10 protein-coding genes are annotated in these 18,429 nt (G+C 45.9%); 6 read left to right on the plus strand and 4 right to left on the minus strand.

Annotation, left to right across the window (positions count from 1 at the left end; all coding sequences use genetic code 11):
* Positions 1–985: 985 nt before the first annotated feature.
* From treC to FZC78_RS22495, 4 genes are all read right to left on the minus strand, one after another.
* Positions 986–2,680, minus strand: coding sequence for an alpha,alpha-phosphotrehalase (gene treC, locus FZC78_RS22480; RefSeq protein WP_148942303.1), 1,695 nt, complete (start codon positions 2,678–2,680; stop codon positions 986–988).
* Positions 2,681–2,852: 172 nt separating this feature from the next.
* On the minus strand, positions 2,853–4,526 hold the full coding sequence (locus FZC78_RS22485) for a glycoside hydrolase family 13 protein (protein ID WP_148942304.1): 1,674 nt from the start codon (positions 4,524–4,526) through the stop codon (positions 2,853–2,855).
* Between the two features lie 440 nt (positions 4,527–4,966).
* Positions 4,967–6,373: a PTS system trehalose-specific EIIBC component gene (treP, locus tag FZC78_RS22490; protein ID WP_148942305.1), complete on the minus strand. Its 1,407-nt coding sequence runs from the start codon at positions 6,371–6,373 to the stop codon at positions 4,967–4,969.
* Positions 6,374–7,028: 655 nt separating this feature from the next.
* Positions 7,029–7,883, minus strand: a complete 855-nt coding sequence (locus FZC78_RS22495) for a MurR/RpiR family transcriptional regulator (protein WP_148942306.1) — start codon at positions 7,881–7,883, stop codon at positions 7,029–7,031.
* A gap of 161 nt (positions 7,884–8,044) precedes the next feature.
* On the opposite strand from FZC78_RS22495, the gene gnd reads away from it, so the two are divergent.
* The 6 genes from gnd to FZC78_RS22525 all read left to right on the plus strand — a co-directional run bounded on the left by gnd (position 8,045) and on the right by FZC78_RS22525 (position 18,113).
* Positions 8,045–8,947, plus strand: coding sequence for a phosphogluconate dehydrogenase (NAD(+)-dependent, decarboxylating) (gnd, locus tag FZC78_RS22500; protein WP_148942307.1), 903 nt, complete (start codon positions 8,045–8,047; stop codon positions 8,945–8,947).
* 429 nt (positions 8,948–9,376) lie between these two features.
* Positions 9,377–10,720, plus strand: coding sequence for a GntP family permease (locus FZC78_RS22505; RefSeq protein ID WP_148942308.1), 1,344 nt, complete (start codon positions 9,377–9,379; stop codon positions 10,718–10,720).
* A 76-nt stretch (positions 10,721–10,796) separates the two neighbouring features.
* On the plus strand, positions 10,797–12,332 hold the full coding sequence (gene gntK, locus FZC78_RS22510) for a gluconokinase (protein ID WP_148942309.1): 1,536 nt from the start codon (positions 10,797–10,799) through the stop codon (positions 12,330–12,332).
* 284 nt (positions 12,333–12,616) lie between these two features.
* Positions 12,617–14,410, plus strand: coding sequence for a methyl-accepting chemotaxis protein (locus tag FZC78_RS22515; RefSeq protein WP_148942310.1), 1,794 nt, complete (start codon positions 12,617–12,619; stop codon positions 14,408–14,410).
* 1,711 nt (positions 14,411–16,121) lie between these two features.
* Positions 16,122–17,024, plus strand: coding sequence for a DMT family transporter (locus FZC78_RS22520; protein ID WP_148942311.1), 903 nt, complete (start codon positions 16,122–16,124; stop codon positions 17,022–17,024).
* 243 nt (positions 17,025–17,267) lie between these two features.
* Positions 17,268–18,113, plus strand: a complete 846-nt coding sequence (locus FZC78_RS22525) for a DegV family protein (RefSeq protein WP_148942312.1) — start codon at positions 17,268–17,270, stop codon at positions 18,111–18,113.
* Positions 18,114–18,429: the final 316 nt, after the last annotated feature.

Below are 18,429 nucleotides of genomic sequence, written 5' to 3' on the forward strand. Positions count from 1 at the left end.
ATGTATGAAGTTGGAGCCACTCCGGTCGGGAAAGGGTGCTTTTTCGAGAACATGTGTATGAAGTAGGGGTTACTTCGGTCGGGAAGGGGTGCTTTTTCGAGAACATGTGTATGAAGTTGGAGCTGCTTCGGTTGGGAAGGGGTGCTGTTTCGAGGACCTGTGTATGAAGTTGGAGCTGCTTCGGTCGGGAAGCGGTACTTTTACGAGGGCATAAGTATGAAGTTGGAGCCACTCCGGTCGGGAAGCGGTACTTTTACGAGGAGATATGTATGAAGTTGGGGTTACTTCGGTCGGGAAGCGGTACTTTTACGAGGAGATATGTATGAAGTTGGGGTTACTTCGGTAGGGAAGCGGTACTTTTACGAGGAGATATGTATGAAGTTGGAGCCACTTCGGTAGGGAAGCGGTACTTTTACGAGGACATATGTATGAAGTTGGGGTTACTTCGGTCGGGAAGCGGTACTTTTACGAGGAGATATGTATGAAGTTGGAGCCACTTCGGTAGGGAAGCGGTACTTTTACGAGGAGATATGTATGAAGTTGGGGCTACTTCGGTAGGGAAGCGGTGCTTTTTCGAGAACATGTGTATGAAGCTGGAGTTGCTTCGGTCGGGAAGGGGTGCTTTTTCGAGGACATATGTATGAAGTTGGGGCTGCTTCGGTCGGGAGATAGGATTTTTCGAGAACATATGTATGACGTTAGAGTTACTTCGGCAACGAGTGAAAGTTAGAACTAGAATAGGGCCTATTTTCTAAGGCTCTTTTCTAAAAAAATGATGCTTTTAAATGCTATTTTATGTAGAAGGATTGAAGCGGAAGGTGTACGATCTCCTGCGGGACTAGCGGGACAGGTGAGGAGGCTCACCGCTCGCCCCGCGGAGTCGTGCGCCTGGAGCGGAAATCATTACGATTATGAAATCCACAATCTTTGCGAAAAAGGGTATTTAAACAAAAAAATACCCGCTGAAAATCAGCGGGCATATCAATTATTTCGTCAATCGATAAACAACAGACTCATAAGGACGAAGCTTGATCAGCTCCAGATCCGTCTGGCTGTCTTCATAGTTGGAAAGCAGGATTTCGCTGTTCCAGCCGTCCAGCTCCACCTCATCATTTGGCAGGTCAAAGACGGTTTTGTTGCCGAAGAAGTTATTGACGACCAGCAGTTTCTCGTTTTCACCGTTGCGAACGTAAGCGAAGACATCGGCGTGTTCGGGAGTCAGCAATTGGTAGTCGCCGTCCGTGATGATGTCGTATTCTTTGCGCAGTGAAATTAATTTTTGATAGTGATAGAAGACGGAGTCCTTGTCCTGCAGGGCTTTTTCGGCGTTGATTTCCGGATAGTTGCGTGCTGCCGGGATCCAAGGTGTGCCGGTGGTGAAGCCTGCATGCTCGCTGTCATTCCACTGTACAGGTGTTCTGGAGTTATCACGTGATTTGTGGCGAAGGATCTCCAGAATTTCATCTTCGGATTTTCCTTGTTCTTTTAAGATATTGAAGATGTTGATCGACTCAACATCGCGGTACTCGTCGATGCTGTTGAATTTCGGGTTGGTCATTCCGAATTCTTCACCCTGGTAGATATAAGGCGTTCCCTGCATCATGTGAATCGTGGTTGCCAGCATTTTTGCTGACAGGTTCCGGTATTCACCGTCATTTCCGTAGCGGGAAACGATGCGCGGCTGATCATGGTTGCACCAGAACAGGGCATTCCAGCCGCCGCCTTTGTGCATTTCGCTCTGCCAGGTTGACAGGATATCCTTCAATTGAAGGAAGTCGAAATCTGCCACGGTCCATTTTTCGCCGTTTGGGTAATCGACTTTGAGATGGTGGAAATTGAAGGTCATGCTTAGCTCGTTGCGTTCAGGGTTAGAGTACTCTATACAGTTCTCGATGGTCGTCGAGCTCATTTCGCCGACGGTCATGATGTCGTAGTTAGAGAAGACCTCTTTGTTCATTTCGTTCATGAACTCGTGCACACGAGGGCCGTCTGTGTAAAATTTGCGCCCGTCTCCCGGTGCCGCGGAGCCGTCATCATCAGGGAAGTCCTGGTCTTTGGAAACGAGGTTGATGACATCAAGGCGGAATCCGTCGACACCTTTATCCAGCCAGTATTTCATCATTTCGTATACTTTGGTGCGAAGTTCTTCGTTTTCCCAGTTGAGGTCAGCCTGTGTGACATCGAACAGGTGAAGGTAGTACTGGCCGGTTTCGTTGTCATACTGCCAGGCATTGCCTCCGAATTTGGACTGCCAGTTGGTCGGCTCTGATCCGTCTTCTTTACCGTCTCTCCAGATGTAGTAGTCACGGTAAGGATTGTCCTTGGATTTACGGGATTCGATGAACCATTCGTGTTCAGTGGATGTATGATTGACGACGATATCCATGATGATCTTGATTCCTCTGTCGTGGGCTTGTGATAAAAGCTCATCAAAGTCTTCCATTGTGCCGTATTCTTCATGGATGTTGAAATAGTCGGCGATGTCGTAGCCGTTATCGCGCTGAGGCGATTTGTAAATCGGTGTCAGCCAGACGACGTCGACGCCAAGCTCTTTCAAATAATCCAGTTTCTCCGTGATTCCTTTGATATCACCGACACCGTTGCCTGATGTATCGTTGAAACTCTTTGGGTAGATTTGATAAACAACCGACTTCTTCCACCAAGGTTGCTGTTTCTTCATAGTAAAAACACCTGCCAATTCAGAATTTGTTTGTCATTTCGCTATCGCCCTATACGGCGTTAAGAGAGACAGTCCCCCTTAGTGCTTTAACGCGTCAGGGCGGAATAGGGGACAGTCCCTTTTAATGCTTTAACGCGTCACTCCGCGAAGAGGGACTGTCCCTTTCAGTATGTTAAAGCTTGAAGACGATCGCTTTGTACGGCTGCAGTTTCATGGCTTTAGCCAACTTCGCGCCATCTTTGTAGTTGGTGATGAGAGTGCTGGCGTTTTCGCTTACAACTTCTTCCGGAAGGTTGATTTCCAGATCTTCGCCGTAGAAATTGCAGAGAACAAGCAGCTTTTCATCTCCAAGAGTTCTGGTGTAAGCATAAAGTTTTTCATGATCACCTAAGATCAGTTCGTATTTACCGTACACGATGATATCATGCTGTTTGCGCAGCTCTATCAATTTTTTATAGTAGTGGAAGATAGAGTCTTCATCGTTCACCTGGGCTTCTGCATTGATTTTCGTGTGGTTTGGATTGACCGCAAGCCACGGTTCGCCGTCAGTGAATCCTGCATTCCTGGAAGAAACCCACTGCATCGGCGTACGCGCATTGTCGCGGCCTTTTACATAGATGCTTTCCATTGTTTTATCAACCGGCTCGCCGGTTTCCATCTGCTCGTTGTAGAAGTTCAGTGTTTCGATATCCTCATACTCTTCAATGGAAGAGAAGCGGACATTGGTCATGCCGATTTCCTCGCCTTGATAGACATATGGCGTTCCTTTCATCATGTGAAGGACGGTCGCCAGCATCTTCGCGGATTCACGGTGGTACTTACCGTCATCACCGAAACGGGAAACGACGCGCGGCTGGTCATGGTTGTTGAAGTAAAGTGAGTTCCAGCCATCTTCCTCGAGTGCAGTCTGCCAGTGTGTCAGATTTTCTTTTAAATCAGGCAGGTAGAGAGGCTTTAAATCCCATTTCCCGTTTTTGCCGTTATCCAAGCTCATATGTGAAAATTGGAACACCATATTCAGTTCATCACGGTCCCTGCCGGTATACAGGCGGGCCTGTTCCGGGTTAACGCCCGGCATCTCCCCAACTGTCATGACATCGTAGTTGGAAAGGACTTCTTTATGCATTTCCTTAAAGTAATCATGAATTTTCGGGCCATTACGGTAGTACTTTCTGCCGGAAGCATATTTTTTGCCCGGCTTCACTTCATCATCTGGAAGGCCTTCTACCTTGGAAATGAAGTTTACGACATCCATCCGGAAGCCGTCGATGCCCTTATCAAGCCACCATTTCATCATGCTGTAAATATCCTCGCGAAGCTCGGGGTTTTCCCAGTTGAGATCAGGCTGTTTTTTTGAAAAAAGATGAAGGAAGTATTCGCCTGTTTCCTCATCATACTCCCAGGCAGATCCTCCGAAATTGGACCCCCAGTTGTTCGGTTCTTTCCCATCTTTCGGCTTGCGCCATATGTAATAGTCCCGGTATGGGTTGTGTTTTGACTTGCGTGATTCAACAAACCACTTATGCTCATCAGAACTGTGGTTCACGACCAGGTCCATGATCAGCTTCATGCCGCGGTTGTGCATCTCTTTTAAAAGTTGATCCCAGTCGTCCATTGTTCCGAATTCATCCATGATGTCCTGGTAATCGCTGATATCATAGCCGTTATCATCATTGGGTGATTTGTAGACAGGGGAGAGCCAGATGACGTCGACCCCAAGTTCTTTCAGATAATCCAGTTTGGAGATGATTCCCGGAATATCCCCGATGCCGTCTCCGTTTGAGTCCATAAAGCTGGGAGGATAGATTTGATAGACGACGCTTTCTTTCCACCATTGTTTTTCCATATTCTCATCTCCTGTTCTTCATAGTGATAGTATGTATTGTTTAGTGGTTTTAAAGGAATGTAAAGATAATTATTAAAAAAATACATCCTGAACTGGATTGTTGATTTCTACTTCAGGTGCGCGACTCCGCGGGGGGGGGGGGGGGGGAATGAACCGTATTAAAAGAAAATACATTGTAGGTTAGACTGTTGATTTGCGCTTTATCAATTGTCTATTAATCACACGATGGAAATGTTTTTCATCATCAACGGAAAATGCCTGGTCAGTCAGTTACATTTGAGTGAATAATTCACTAAAGGTATGCGGCTTTCCTATTAATATTGGGAACACTTCGATAAGTATCATACATAATGTTCCATTGTCTCTATTCCTTTATAAAAACAAAAGAGAAGAGCCGGTGCCAGCAGTTGCCGGCTCCGATTCTTCTTCATGAAAATGTCTTACTTCTTTTTAGAAAACTTGGAAAGCACAAGTGTTAATATGAATGGCACAACTAGTGCGACTGCCATACCAATTGCAAAGATCAGCCATTGTTCTGAAGGAATAGAGAAGAACGCTGGGATACCGCCAACACCGATAGAAGGTGCAATGACATCTCCGAGAGTGATGATCAAGCCGGCAATTGCTGAACCGATAATGGCTGCAACGAACGGATATCTGTAACGAAGGTTAACCCCGAACATGGCAGGCTCTGTCACTCCAAGCCATGCAGAAACACCGGAAGATACGGCCAGGCCTTTGACCTTTTCATTGTTTCTTTCAACAAGCATCATCGCAAATGCAGCTGCACCCTGGGCAACATTAGAAAGGGCAACCATCGGCCACAAGAATGTTCCGCCAATGGATCCGATTAACTGCAGGTCGACTGCAAGGAAAGTGTGGTGCATACCTGTGATTACTAGTGGTGCATAAAGTCCCCCATAGATAAGACCACCGATGGCAGGAACAGCATCAAAAATGCCTGTAACACCATCAACGAGCCATCCGCCGATTGTGAAAGTAACAGGACCGATGAGCGTAAATGCCAAGAAACCTGTGATGAGCAGTGAAATTGGTGCAACCGTAAGCAATTGGAAGGCATCAGGAATTCGTTTGCGAAGCCAGATTTCAATTTTAGCGAGTACCCATGATGCTACAAGGATAGGAAGGACCTGCCCTTGATAGCCTACTTTTTCAACCGTTAACCCTAATAGATTCCATGTTGGGACGTCTTCTGTGCTTCCGTAACCCCAAGCATTCAAGAGGTCAGGATGCACGAGCATTAAACCAAGGACCATACCGAACAACGGGCTTCCGCCAAACCGGGTGAGGGCACTCCAGCCAATCAAACCAGGAAGGAATACGAAGGCTGTGTTGGCGATCAAGTTGATGATAGCCGCAATATCAGCCCATTGCGGGAAAGCTTCGACAACACTTTGGTCATCCATAAAAATGCCCTGCTGGGTAAGAATGTTGTTGATACCCATAAGCAAACCGGCTGTAACAATGGCCGGAAGGATCGGGATGAAAATATCCGCGAGCGTTTTAACCGCACGTTGAAGCGGATTCATTTTATCCGCAGCCGCATTTTTGACATCCTGCTTGGACGCTTCCTGCACGCCAGTTTCTTCAGCTAAAATTTTGTAAACTTTATCAACCGTACCTTGTCCAATAACGATTTGGAACTGGCCGTTGGTTGAGAAGGAACCTCTGACAAGGTCAACATCCTCCAAGCGTTCTTTGTCCACCAGGCCTTCATCGTTCAATACAAGACGAAGACGGGTCACACAGTGCGTGGCAGTATTGATGTTCTCTTTACCGCCGATTGCTTCAATGATCTCGCGTACTGAATCTCTATTTACGCTCATGCTTGTACCCTCCCAAACGGGGCTTGCTTCCCCCTTATTTTAAGCAGTTATTTTTCAAAAGAATGTTATGCCCGCGAATCTTGTCTTTCAGCAGTGTATAAAAAAATAATGGCAATTGCTATTTTGTGAAAAACGAACTAATCTATCCACTTTTCAAATGTTCCCCTGTGGCTGCGGTTTAAACAAAAGGCTGTTTTCGCATAAAGGTGGCTTTCGGAAAAATCCCAAGAGCCGGAGTTTTCCTCCAATACTAAGTATTCTTTCAATCGGAGTGAGTAGCTCTTTTCTTTCTTACCTGCCAGGATATTCAAAGAAAAATTTGGAGTTATCTTACCAAAACTATATTAACAAGCAACAAAGTTTACGAAAAGAGCTCAACAAAATAACGCTTACAAATAACCGCTTACATTTCTTATGAAAAATAACAACTTGCTGTATATACAAGTTATGAGATTATTGTATTCCTGTATATACAAGTTGTCAACACTTTCGTGAAAGTCACGCCCTAGTTTTTGTCGAATGCTTGGCATCCACATCGAAAAAAGCCTGTGAAAACCCTTAAATAAAGGGTTTTCACAGGCTTTCGTTTTTAATAATTTCCAATTTTAATCGAGACTTCTCGGGGCGTGACTGTCACAAAGACCAGCACATACAGCTAGATTCTTTTTACCGAAATCGCATTCCGCATCTTTTTCAATGCATTCTGGCCTTCTTTATCACGCTTCAGCATGATGCTGACATACAGAGCATCGAATATGGACAGCTGGGCGATCCGGGAAGAGAGGGCTTCGGAGCGGTAGTCCGTTTCTTCTGAAACAGTATATAAGGAAATATCCGATTTTTCGCTCAAAGGTGATTTGGCGAAGTTGGTGATTGCAATGGTCTTTGCTCCGCTTTCTTTTAAAACCTTCATGACCTGCAGCATGTCTTTCGTCGATCCTGAATGAGAGATGAGAACCGCACAGTCTTTTTCTGACATTTGTGATGCAGTCATCAATTGTATATGGCTGTCGGTTGAAGCGTGGACTCTTAATCCGGTGCGGATGAATTTATGGTAAGCGTCCATCGCAACAATTCCAGAGCCGCCGCTTCCGAAGAACTCTATGTGATCGGCTGAGAGCATGGCATTGACTGCTTCCTGGAACTGATTTTCTTTTAGTACCATCAGGGTATCTTCGATGGTCTTCATATTAGACCGAAAGACTTTGGAGGCTATGGTTTGCGGTGAATCGTTTTCTTCGATGTTTTCATGGATATCCCTCATAGGGGTCACGATTTCTGCTGCCAGGGCAATTTTCATGGATTGATAGCCTTTGAATCCAATTCTTTTGCAAAAACGGAAAACGGTTGAATCGGCGACACCGAGTGTATCGGCAAGCCCGTTAATGGTGGAATGTATAATATCGGTCGGATGGTTCAAGATATAATTGGCAATTTTTTTCTCTGTATCACTGAATTGGGAGTAATGTGACCGGATGCTCGCCAAACAGTGCTGGTGTTCTTTCTTCATGTCTCCACTCTCCTGAAAGGGTTTTCATTATTTCATTATACTAGAAAACAGAGAAAGAAAAAATATTTTTCTGAAATCGCTTGCAAAAAGAAAAATATTTTTTATAATAGGGATATCAAGAAAATAAATTTTCACAAAAATTTTCAACGGAGGTGTTTCAAATGCAAATCGGTATGATCGGGTTAGGTAAGATGGGGTATCAGTTGTCACTGAACCTTTTAGAACATAAACATGATGTAGTTGCTTTTGACTTAAATGAAGAAGCGATGAAAAAAATTTCCGCAGAAGGTGTTGCGACAGCTTCTACGATTGAAGAACTGGTTGGTAAATTAGAAAAACCAAGAACAATCTGGATGATGGTTCCGGCAGGAGATGCGACAGAATCCGTTTTCAATCAGGTTCTTGCTCATTTGGAAGAGGGCGACCGTGTCATTGACGGCGGAAATGCTCATTACAAGGATTCACTGAGAAGAGACGAGCTTTCTGCTGAAAAAGGAGTATACTTCTTCGACTGTGGAACGAGCGGCGGAGTGGATGGTGCGAGACATGGTGCCTGCACAATGATCGGCGGAAATGCGGAAGTATTTAAAGAAATTGAGCCAATCTTCTCTGATATTTCTGTTGAAAATGGTTACCTTTACGCAGGCAAAGCCGGAAGCGGCCACTTCTTGAAAATGGTCCACAACGGCGTCGAGTACGGAATGATGCAGGCAATTGCCGAAGGGTTCGATATTTTGGAAAAAAGCCCATTCGACTTCGAGTACGAAAAAGTTGCCCGCGTTTGGAACAACGGTTCAGTCATCCGCTCATGGCTGATGGAACTGACAGAAAACGCGTTCTCTAAAGATGAAAAGCTGGAAGGCATCAAAGGTGTGATGCACTCTTCAGGTGAAGGAAAGTGGACGGTTGAAACGGCCCTTGACCTGCAGACGGCTGCTCCGGTCATAGCGCTGTCACTCATGATGCGCTACCGTTCATTGGAAGATGACACGTTCACAGGCAAAGTCGTTGCCGCTCTCCGAAATGAGTTTGGCGGACATGCTGTGGAGAAGAGCGAGAAGTAAGGTTTTAAAGATATGATTGGAGCGGAAATCCAATCAGCCCTCTAAAGATTAAGATGGGTATTTATCTTCGACGAATATAAGTTTTCAAAACAGCCTGGTACAAGACACAGTGTTGTACCAGGCACCCAAATAGAATAAAAAGCAAGCGTTTACAACCTAAACTGATCGATGTAGTTTATGTGAAATCTCTTATTCTATTAGACTATTTTCTAGGATTAATGCTTCTACGTAAGAGGATTGGAGCGGAAGGCGGGCGATCTCCTGCGGGACTAGCGGGACAGGTGAGACCCCGCAGGCGCAGCCGAGGAGGCTCACCGCCCGCCCCGCGGGGTCGTACGCCTGAAGCGGAAATCCATTACTATTCAAAATGCATAACCTTAGCGAAAAGAACTCTCTATTAAATTCATAAAAGAAAGGCTGGTATGCACCATGTCAGATTCAATGTTGATTCTCGTTGCGGTAGCTGGTATTTTTCTTCTATTATTCTTGGTGATTAAAACCAAACTTCATGCTTTTGTAGCTTTATTGCTTGTCAGTTTGATTGTTGGCATCGCGGCAGGAATGCCTCTTAATGAAGTTGTTGCCTCCATACAAAGCGGTATGGGAGGGACCCTCGGGTTCGTCGCAGTTGTTGTTGGTTTAGGTGCGATGTTCGGCCGTATGCTTGAAGTGTCCGGCGGTGCTGAGCGCCTGGCGCAGACGATGATCAAGAAGTTTGGCCAGGACAAAGCCCAGTGGGGACTGGGTATCACAGGTTTCCTTGTAGCAATCCCGGTATTCTTTGATGTTGGTTTCATCATTTTGGTTCCGATCGTTTACGGTTTGGCTAAGAAAACAGGCAAGTCGCTTCTATACTATGGGATTCCATTGCTTGCAGGCCTTGCAGTTACACACAGCTTCATCCCGCCGACACCGGGCCCGATCGCAGTAGCAGATTTGATCGGCGCGGACCTTGGCTGGGTTATCCTGTTCGGTTTCCTTGCCGGTATTCCATCTATGATTATCGCGGGACCTCTTTTTGCCAAATATATTTCTAAAAAAATTCATGTGGTAGTACCAGATTACATGAACGCTGAAGAAAAAGAGTATGACAAAGATCTTCCAAGCTTTGCACTGATTGCATCTCTTATCTTCATTCCATTAGGATTGATTCTATTGAACACGGTTTCAGGCGTTCTTTTAGAGGAAGGAAATACAATTCGCGAAATCTTGACATTCCTTGGACATCCGTTTGTTGCATTGACAATTGCGACATTGATGACATTCACATTCCTTGGAACAAAACGCGGATACTCCCGCCAGGAAGTGGCAGAGATTGCTACAAAAGCTCTTGAACCTGCGGGAATTATCATTCTTGTAACAGGTGCCGGTGGAGTATTCAAGCAAGTCCTGATAGACTCTGGTGTAGGTGATGTTCTTGGTGAAATGATGGCTGGCTCTGCGCTTCCGCCGTTAGTCTTGGCGTTCTTGATTGCGACGGTGGTTCGTGTGGCACAGGGTTCTGCAACGGTATCAATGGTTACAGCAGCAGGGCTTATGTCTCCGCTGATTGCGACACTTGGAATGGAAGGGCCGATCCTTGGCCTGATGGTTATCGCGATTGCTGCCGGTTCGACCGTCTTCTCCCATGTTAACGATTCAGGCTTCTGGCTTGTGAACCGTTACTTCGGATTGGATGTTAAAGACACCTTGAAAACATGGACTGTGATGGAGACGCTGATCGGTTTCGTTGGATTCGGAGTGGCGATTATTCTATCATTCTTTGTAGCATAATACTATAATCAATTAGGGTAAAAGGAAGGGCGGGCAACCGCCTCTTCCTTTTCTGCGTACAGGAGGATTTTTTAACATGACAAATTATTATATTGGCGTTGATATAGGAACAACAAGTACAAAAGCAGTCGTTTTTGACGGAAAAGGGAAGGCAGTCAGCCGCTTCGGCGTCGAATATCCGCTGCACACTCCGGTTCCCGGCACAGCCGAGCAGAACCCGGAAGAGATTTTTCAAGCCGTACTGACGGTCATCAAAGAAAGCATGGTGACAGGTGGTGTCAGCGGCGAGGACATCCGCTTTGTTTCCTTCAGTTCTGCAATGCACAGCCTGATCGTGGTGGGCGGAGAAGGCCAGCCTTTGACCAATTCCATCACGTGGGCTGACAACAGAAGTGCAGCCTGGGCAGATAAAATTAAAAATGAGATGAACGGACACGAAATTTATTTACGCACAGGTACGCCGATCCATCCCATGTCACCTCTTGTCAAACTTGCCTGGTTAAAAGAAGACCAGCCGGAGCTTCTGGCAGCGGGTAACAAGATGATCGGGATCAAAGAGTTTGTTTTTCACCGCCTGTTCGGCGAGTATGTTGTCGATTACTCAATCGCCTCTGCTATGGGAATGTTCCATCTGAAGAATCTCGATTGGGACAAAGAGGCACTGGAAGTCGCGGGAGTTACCCCGGAGCAGCTTTCCAAGCCGGTTCCGACAACACATCCGCTCTCAGGGTTGAAGGCAGAATTCGCAAAAATGATGGGGCTGCCTGAAGACGTGCCATTCATAGTCGGAGCAAGTGACGGTGTATTATCCAACCTTGGAGTGAATGCGATTGAACCGGGCGTTGTGGCCGTGACCATCGGAACAAGCGGAGCCATCCGTGCTGTAACCGATCGTCCGGTTACCGATCCCAAAGGCCGGATTTTCTGTTATGCGCTGACGGAAAACCATTGGGTCATCGGAGGACCGGTTAATAATGGCGGCATGATCTTCCGCTGGCTTCGTGACGAATTGGCGTGGGCGGAAGTTGAGGTAGCGAAACGCCTCGGCAAAGATCCATATGAAGTACTGACGGATATTGCGGAAAAAATACCTGCAGGATCGAACGGTTTGCTGTTCCATCCTTATATGGCCGGTGAAAGGGCTCCTCTTTGGAACGCCAATGCCCGCGGTTCATTCTTTGGCCTCGGCATGCATCACAAAAAAGAACATATGGTCAGGGCGGTTCTTGAAGGAATTGTCATGAACCTTTACAGCGTACTCCTTGCGCTGGAGGAACTGATCGGAACGCCGACAAAGATCCAGGCAACGGGCGGCTTTGCCCGCTCTACCCTGTGGAGACAGATGCTCGCAGACATTTTCGATGGAGAAGTCAGCGTGCCGGAAAGCTTTGAAAGCTCCTGCCTGGGTGCCGTCGTGCTCGGGATGTACGGACAGGGCGAAGTGGACTCGTTGAATGTTGTCAGCGATATGGTCGGTTCCGTCCACTCTCACAAGCCGAACAGCGAAGCATCCGAGATCTACCGCGAGCTCATGCCGATTTTCATCCGGATTCCAAGGCTGCTCGAAAGCGAATACGAAGCGATCAGCGAATTTCAGCGGAAATACTCATAAACTAACGGGGACAGTCTCTTTAGTGCATCACCGCACTTAAAGAGACTGTCCCTTTGCGTGTCTAAAGCAGTGTATAGGACCGTTCGCGCTTTAAAGCGTTGAAGGGTTTGGGTAAAAAAGTTTAAGAAATTTCATAAATCTTATGTAAATTCTGTGAAAGTTGTCGAAATAATTAGTAAGACAAATCGTTTAGAGTCCTTCTCTTTTTTTCTGGAGGGCGTCTATTGCGCACTAATACTAGTTCTATTTTCACAGTCTTAATTACATAAGTGAGGGGTCGGGAGATGAAGAAACTGGGGAGTAAGTTCAAACGAATGCCTAAGAACGAGGGAGAAAAACCTAAGAAAGCGAAAAAGGAAAAAGGCCAGAGGGCGGGTTTAAGTCTTTGGAAAAACATGAAAATCGGCCAGAAGTACATCATTGCCTTAAATGTCACCATTGTTCTCTTTTTAATTTCATCCGTTATTATTTTTATGCAATTCAACAAAATCCAGGATAATATTGAAAAAGTGGATGTCAGCAATGTCCGTTCCGTGCAGCTGACAGAAATGGGAAGCATCTTCAGGGACAAGGCTCTGCTGCTTCAGCGCTATGCGAATGAAAAAAGCCCGCAGATCGTGGAAGATTTCAACAGCCAGGCTGAAAAATTCAATACTTTAGAAGAAGATTTATCCTCTCAAATGAAAACGAAACAGGAACAACAGTTATTCAGCTTCATTTCGGAAAGCGACAAAGAGTTGAATACCCTGTTCCGCGATGAGGTTGTGCCAAGTGTCGACATGAATTCGACCGTTCTTTTAGACACGACCTTGAAAAAAGCAGGAATTATTGCGCCAAACATAGTCAGTAAGCTTAATGAACTTCGCACGATTGTCATGGATAATAAGGATGCGGCACTTGAAGAAGCATATGAAGGGATCGGCGGAAGCAAAATCATCATGATTGCAGCCGTCATCATCTCAGCGGTATTGGGCATAGCGATTCTTGTAATCATCAACCGCATGATTTCCAGCAGCTTAAACCGAGTTGTTAAAACAGCGAATCTTATTTCTGAAGGAAAACTGAACGCGGACGAATTGACCTACTTAGGGAAAGATGAAGTCGGGCAGCTGAGCTTGGCAATCAATAACATGAAAAATAATCTGGCATCCATGGTCAGGGACATGCGAAAAGTATCCGAAACCGTTACAGAGCAAAGCGCAACCCTGTCTCAATCTTCACTTGAAGTGAGAGAAGGAAGTTCCCAAATCGCTGTCACGATGCAGGACCTTTCGGCAGGATCGGACCAGCAGGCAAACTCAGCTTCAGAACTCAATGAAATGATGATGAGTTTTACAAAAGCCGTGGAAGAATCCAACCGCTTCGGACAGGAAGTCAGTGAATCGTCCAAAGTAGTCCTTTCAAAAGCAGAAGAAGGATCCTTGCTGATGTCGCAGTCAGTAGAGCAAATGAAGAAAATCTATACTGTAGTAGAAACTTCTGTTGAAAAAGTAGAAACACTTAAAACCCGTTCTAATGAAATTTCAAGCCTGGTCAATGTCATCCAGGGCATCGCCGACCAAACGAATCTGCTTGCACTGAACGCAGCGATCGAGGCAGCGCGTGCCGGAGAAAGCGGCAAAGGCTTCGCAGTTGTAGCCGAGGAAGTCAGGAAGCTCGCCGTTCAGGTTTCTCAGTCTCTCGAAGGAATTTCTAAAGTGGTTCACGGCATTCAAAATGAATCCAATACGATTGCCGCTTCACTGAATGACGGCTACACAGAAGTGCGAAGCGGAACGGAAAGCATCGAAAGAACGAAAGACAGCCTGACAGGCCTTGGCGATCAGATTTCATCCATGGTCCACAACATCGATAGAATCTCTCACAACCTGGTTGAAATCAACAGCAAAGGTTCAGAGATGAATGAGTCCATCGAAAACATCGCATCTATCTCCGAAGAATCCGCTGCAGGCGTTGAAGAAACATCAGCAACCGTGCAGCAGTCCACAAGCGTCATGGAAGAAGTTGCGCGCAACGCAGAAAGCCTTAATGACCTTGCAGATAAGCTCGATGTGCTGATCCGTAAGTTTGAAGTTTGATAGTTTAGTTTGATAGTAAATCCGGTGGGGGGGACCTTGCCGGATTTTTTTGTTCTTTCTTGGTGACAGTCACCGCCCGGTTTTTGTTGGTTTTTGTCGTAGGGAAAGGGTGTGGATTGGGGATCTCACCTAATGAGCCAAAAAGGCGGTCATTTAATTTTGGATATTGTATGATGAGAAGAGTTTATTTCTTATTAGAAAGAGTCATAGGTTTCACTTTGAAATAGGGAAAATTTTAATCGGAATTCAGTAGAGTGCTCTCTATACTAAGTTGTGGGTACATGAGTTGTAGATTTGCGAGGGAGATATGTATCCAGAGGCGCGGTGTGGATGCATGAGTTATAGTTTTGCGAAGGAGATATGTATCCAGAGGTGAGATGTGGATACAAGAGTTGTAGATATGCGAGGGAGATATGTATCCAGGGGCGCGTTGTGGATACATGAGTTATAGTTTTGCGAAGGAGATATGTATCCAGAGGCGCGGTGTGGATACATGAGTTATAGTTTAGCGAGGGGGATATGTATTCAGAGGCGCGTTGTGGATACATAAGTTGTAGTTTTGCAGGAGAGATATGTATCCAGAGGTGAGATGTGGATACATGAGTTGTAGTTTTGCAGGAGAGATATGTATCCAAAAGCGAGATGTGGATACATGAGTTGAAGGTTTGCGAGGGAGATATGTATCCAGAGGCGAGATGTGGGTACATGAGTTGAAGTTTTACGAGGGAGATATGTATCTAGAGGCGCGATGAGGATACATGAGTTGTAGTTTTTCAGGAGAGATATGTACCCAGAGTTGAGATGTGGATACATGAGTTGAAGTTTTGTGAGGGAGATATGTATCCAGAAGCGGGATGTGGGTACATGAGTTGAAGTTTTGTAAGGAAGATATGTATCCAGAGGTGAGATGTGGATACATGAGTTGGAGATATGCGAGGGAGATATGTATCCAGGGGTGAGTTGTGGATACATGAGTTATAGTTTGGCGAGGGGGATATGTATTCAGAGGCGAGTTGTGGATACATGAGTTGTAGTTTTGCAGGAGAGATATGTATCCAGAGGCGAGTTGTGGATACATGAGTTGTAGTTTTGTAAGGAAGATATGTATCCAGAGGCGGGATGTGGATACATGAGTTGTAGTTTTGTAAGGAAGATATGTATCCAGGGGTGAGTTGTGGATACATGAGTTATAGTTTAGCGAGGGGGATATGTATTCAGAGGCGGGTTGTGGATACATGAGTTGTAGTTTTGCGAAAGAGATATGTACCCAGGGGCGGGATGTGGGTACATGAGTTGTAGTTTTGCAGGAGATATATGTATCCAGAAGTGAGTTGTGGATACATGAGTTGTAGTTTAGCGAGGAAGATATGTATCCAGAGTTGAGTTGCGGATACATGAGTTGTAGATATGCTAGGGAGATATGTATCCAGAGACGGGATGTGGCTACATGAGTTGAAGTTTTGTGAGGGAGATATGTATCCAGAGGCGGGATGTGGATACATGAGTTGTTGATTTGCGAGGGAGATATGTATCTAGAGGCGCGATGAGGATACATGAGTTGGAGATTCGCGAAGAAGATATGTATCCAAAAGCGAGCTGTAAGTACATAAGATAGGGCTTGGAGAGAAAAACATGTATCCGGGAGTAGGTTATGGATGCAAGAGTTAGACTTTTAATTATAGAAGACCATAGATAGAAAGAAGGAATACATATGGCAAGACTGTACGCGGCCCTCATTACTCTCAGTTTGATTTGGGGCCTTTCATTTGTGTTTATCAAGGTCATCGTCGATCCGGCCGGTGTCTGGGGAACAACCTTCCTGCGGTGCCTGGCGGGCCTGTTAATACTGCTGCCGCTATTTATAAGGAATCGGAGAAAAAAGCAGAAAGGTCCACTGCCGATTGGCAAGCTGTTCATCGTCGGGCTTATCAACGCTGGCCTTCCGTGGTCACTGATTGCCTGGAGCGAGACCCAGATCAACAGCAACACAGCCTCCATCCTGAATGCAACGACTCCATTATGGACAGCACTTATAGGGTTTGCGATTTTTTCAGTTGTGTTGACAGGTTTCCAATGGGTGGGGATTTTGGTCGGTTTTCTTGGCATCCTGGTTCTGATGGATTTCCAGGTTGCCGGGTTGTTCACCTCCAACTTCATCGGAATTGGCACAATGCTTCTGGCAACAATTTGCTATGGCTTTGCAGGACAATACACAAGAAGGGCTTTGCAAGGTGTGAGCATGGTGGCGATTTCGACGTTTCAGCTGCTTGTCGGAATGGCTGCTGGCCTGGTGGGAATGATGTTTACAAGGGGGATTGAATGGGGAGCGCTTCTCGATATGAAAATTCTCTTGTCCATTATCGGGTTGGGCTGTTTTGGTTCAGGAGTAGCTGCCTTGCTTTATTTCTATGTGTTAACAAACGGAAGCCCGGAATTTGCGTCCACTGTCACCTACTTGATTCCAGCCTCGGCAATGGTGTGGGGATTCGTCCTGCTGGGAGAACCCATCACCTCGAACCTGATCCTTGGATTGATCATTATTTTTGCAGGCGTCTTCCTGTCATCACGAAAAGGGAAGAAGCAGGGAAAAACAAGGGAAACCGCTACACAGTAATGTTTACACCCTCTTAATCAAACGTTTGATTAAGAGATTCTTTAGTGTTTTTTCATAAAAAAGGGACAGCTCCCTATCAAGAAAGGGTCTGTCCCTTTTACTGCGTTAGAGAGGTAAAGAGGTTTTTTCTCAGATAGTAATGCAATCCATTCCTTTTTCATATAAAATGAGTTCTATACATAGATTGAAGGAAGACAAGTTATCGGCCCGTCCGATAAAATAAAAGCTAAGGCAGGTAATTTAATGAAAACTGCAATTGTTACGGATAGTACCGCCTACATCCCCAAAGAATTGCGTGACCGATATAATATTAAAATGATTCCGCTGAGCGTGATTCTCGGCGGCGAAATGTACCGCGAGGAAATTGATATTTCTGCAAGCGATTTTTACGAGGAAGTCAAGAATGAAGAGAAGCTGCCAACCACTTCACAGCCTTCACTTGGAAGCTTTGCCGAGCTCTATGAAGACCTGGCAAAGGACTATGATGCCGTCATCTCCATTCATCTATCAAGCGGCATCAGCGGAACCTACCAAGGTGCCATCCAGGCTGGAGACATGGTGGAAGGGATCAAAGTGTTCCCTTTCGATTCAGAAATCAGCTGCATGATTCAAGGGTTTTACCCCATCTATGCGTCCCAGCTCGCAGCCGAGGGAATGGATCCGGAAAAAATCATCGAGAAGCTGCATGAAATGAAAACCACTGTGCACGCGTATTTCATGGTCGACGACTTGGCGCATCTGCAGCGCGGCGGAAGGTTATCAGCTGCGCAGGCCATCATCGGCAGCCTGCTGCAAGTCAAACCGCTGCTTCATTTCCAGGATAAAGTCATCGTGCCTTTCGAAAAAATCCGCACACGCAAAAAAGCGATGAAGAGGATTGTCGAAATGCTAGGAAAAGAAGTTGAAAAAGGCTACCCTATGCAGGCTGTCATCATTCATGCCAACCGTGAAGAGGAAGCGCACCAATGGAAAGAAGAGCTGCAGAAGCAGTACCCGGACGTTGAGTTCTCTGTCAGCTACTTCGGCCCCGTTATCGGAACCCATCTTGGAGAAGGATCGATGGGGATGGGCTGGTCAAGAAGAATGTAAGAAACACATAATAAAGAAGCATTGCCATTTGCGATGCTTCTTTTTGTTGTGCGCCTGGCATGGGTGCAATCTATAGGGTGTAAGTCCCGAACTGTGAAGGCAGAAGTAGCAGTTAGCTTAACGCAAGGGTGTCCATGGTGACGTGGAATCTGAAGGAAGCGAGCGGCAAACCTCCGGTCTGAGGAACACGAACTTCATAAGAGGCTAGTATTGTTGGACGAGTTTGCAACACAAAACAAAGTCCTTTCTGCCGAAAGCAATACAAAGTAAATGAAGCAGATAGGTGGAGGGAAAGATTGTACTTTTACCCAGGGAG

This window comes from Rossellomorea vietnamensis, assembly GCF_008180415.1.
Lineage (GTDB): Bacteria > Bacillota > Bacilli > Bacillales > Bacillaceae_B > Rossellomorea > Rossellomorea vietnamensis_C.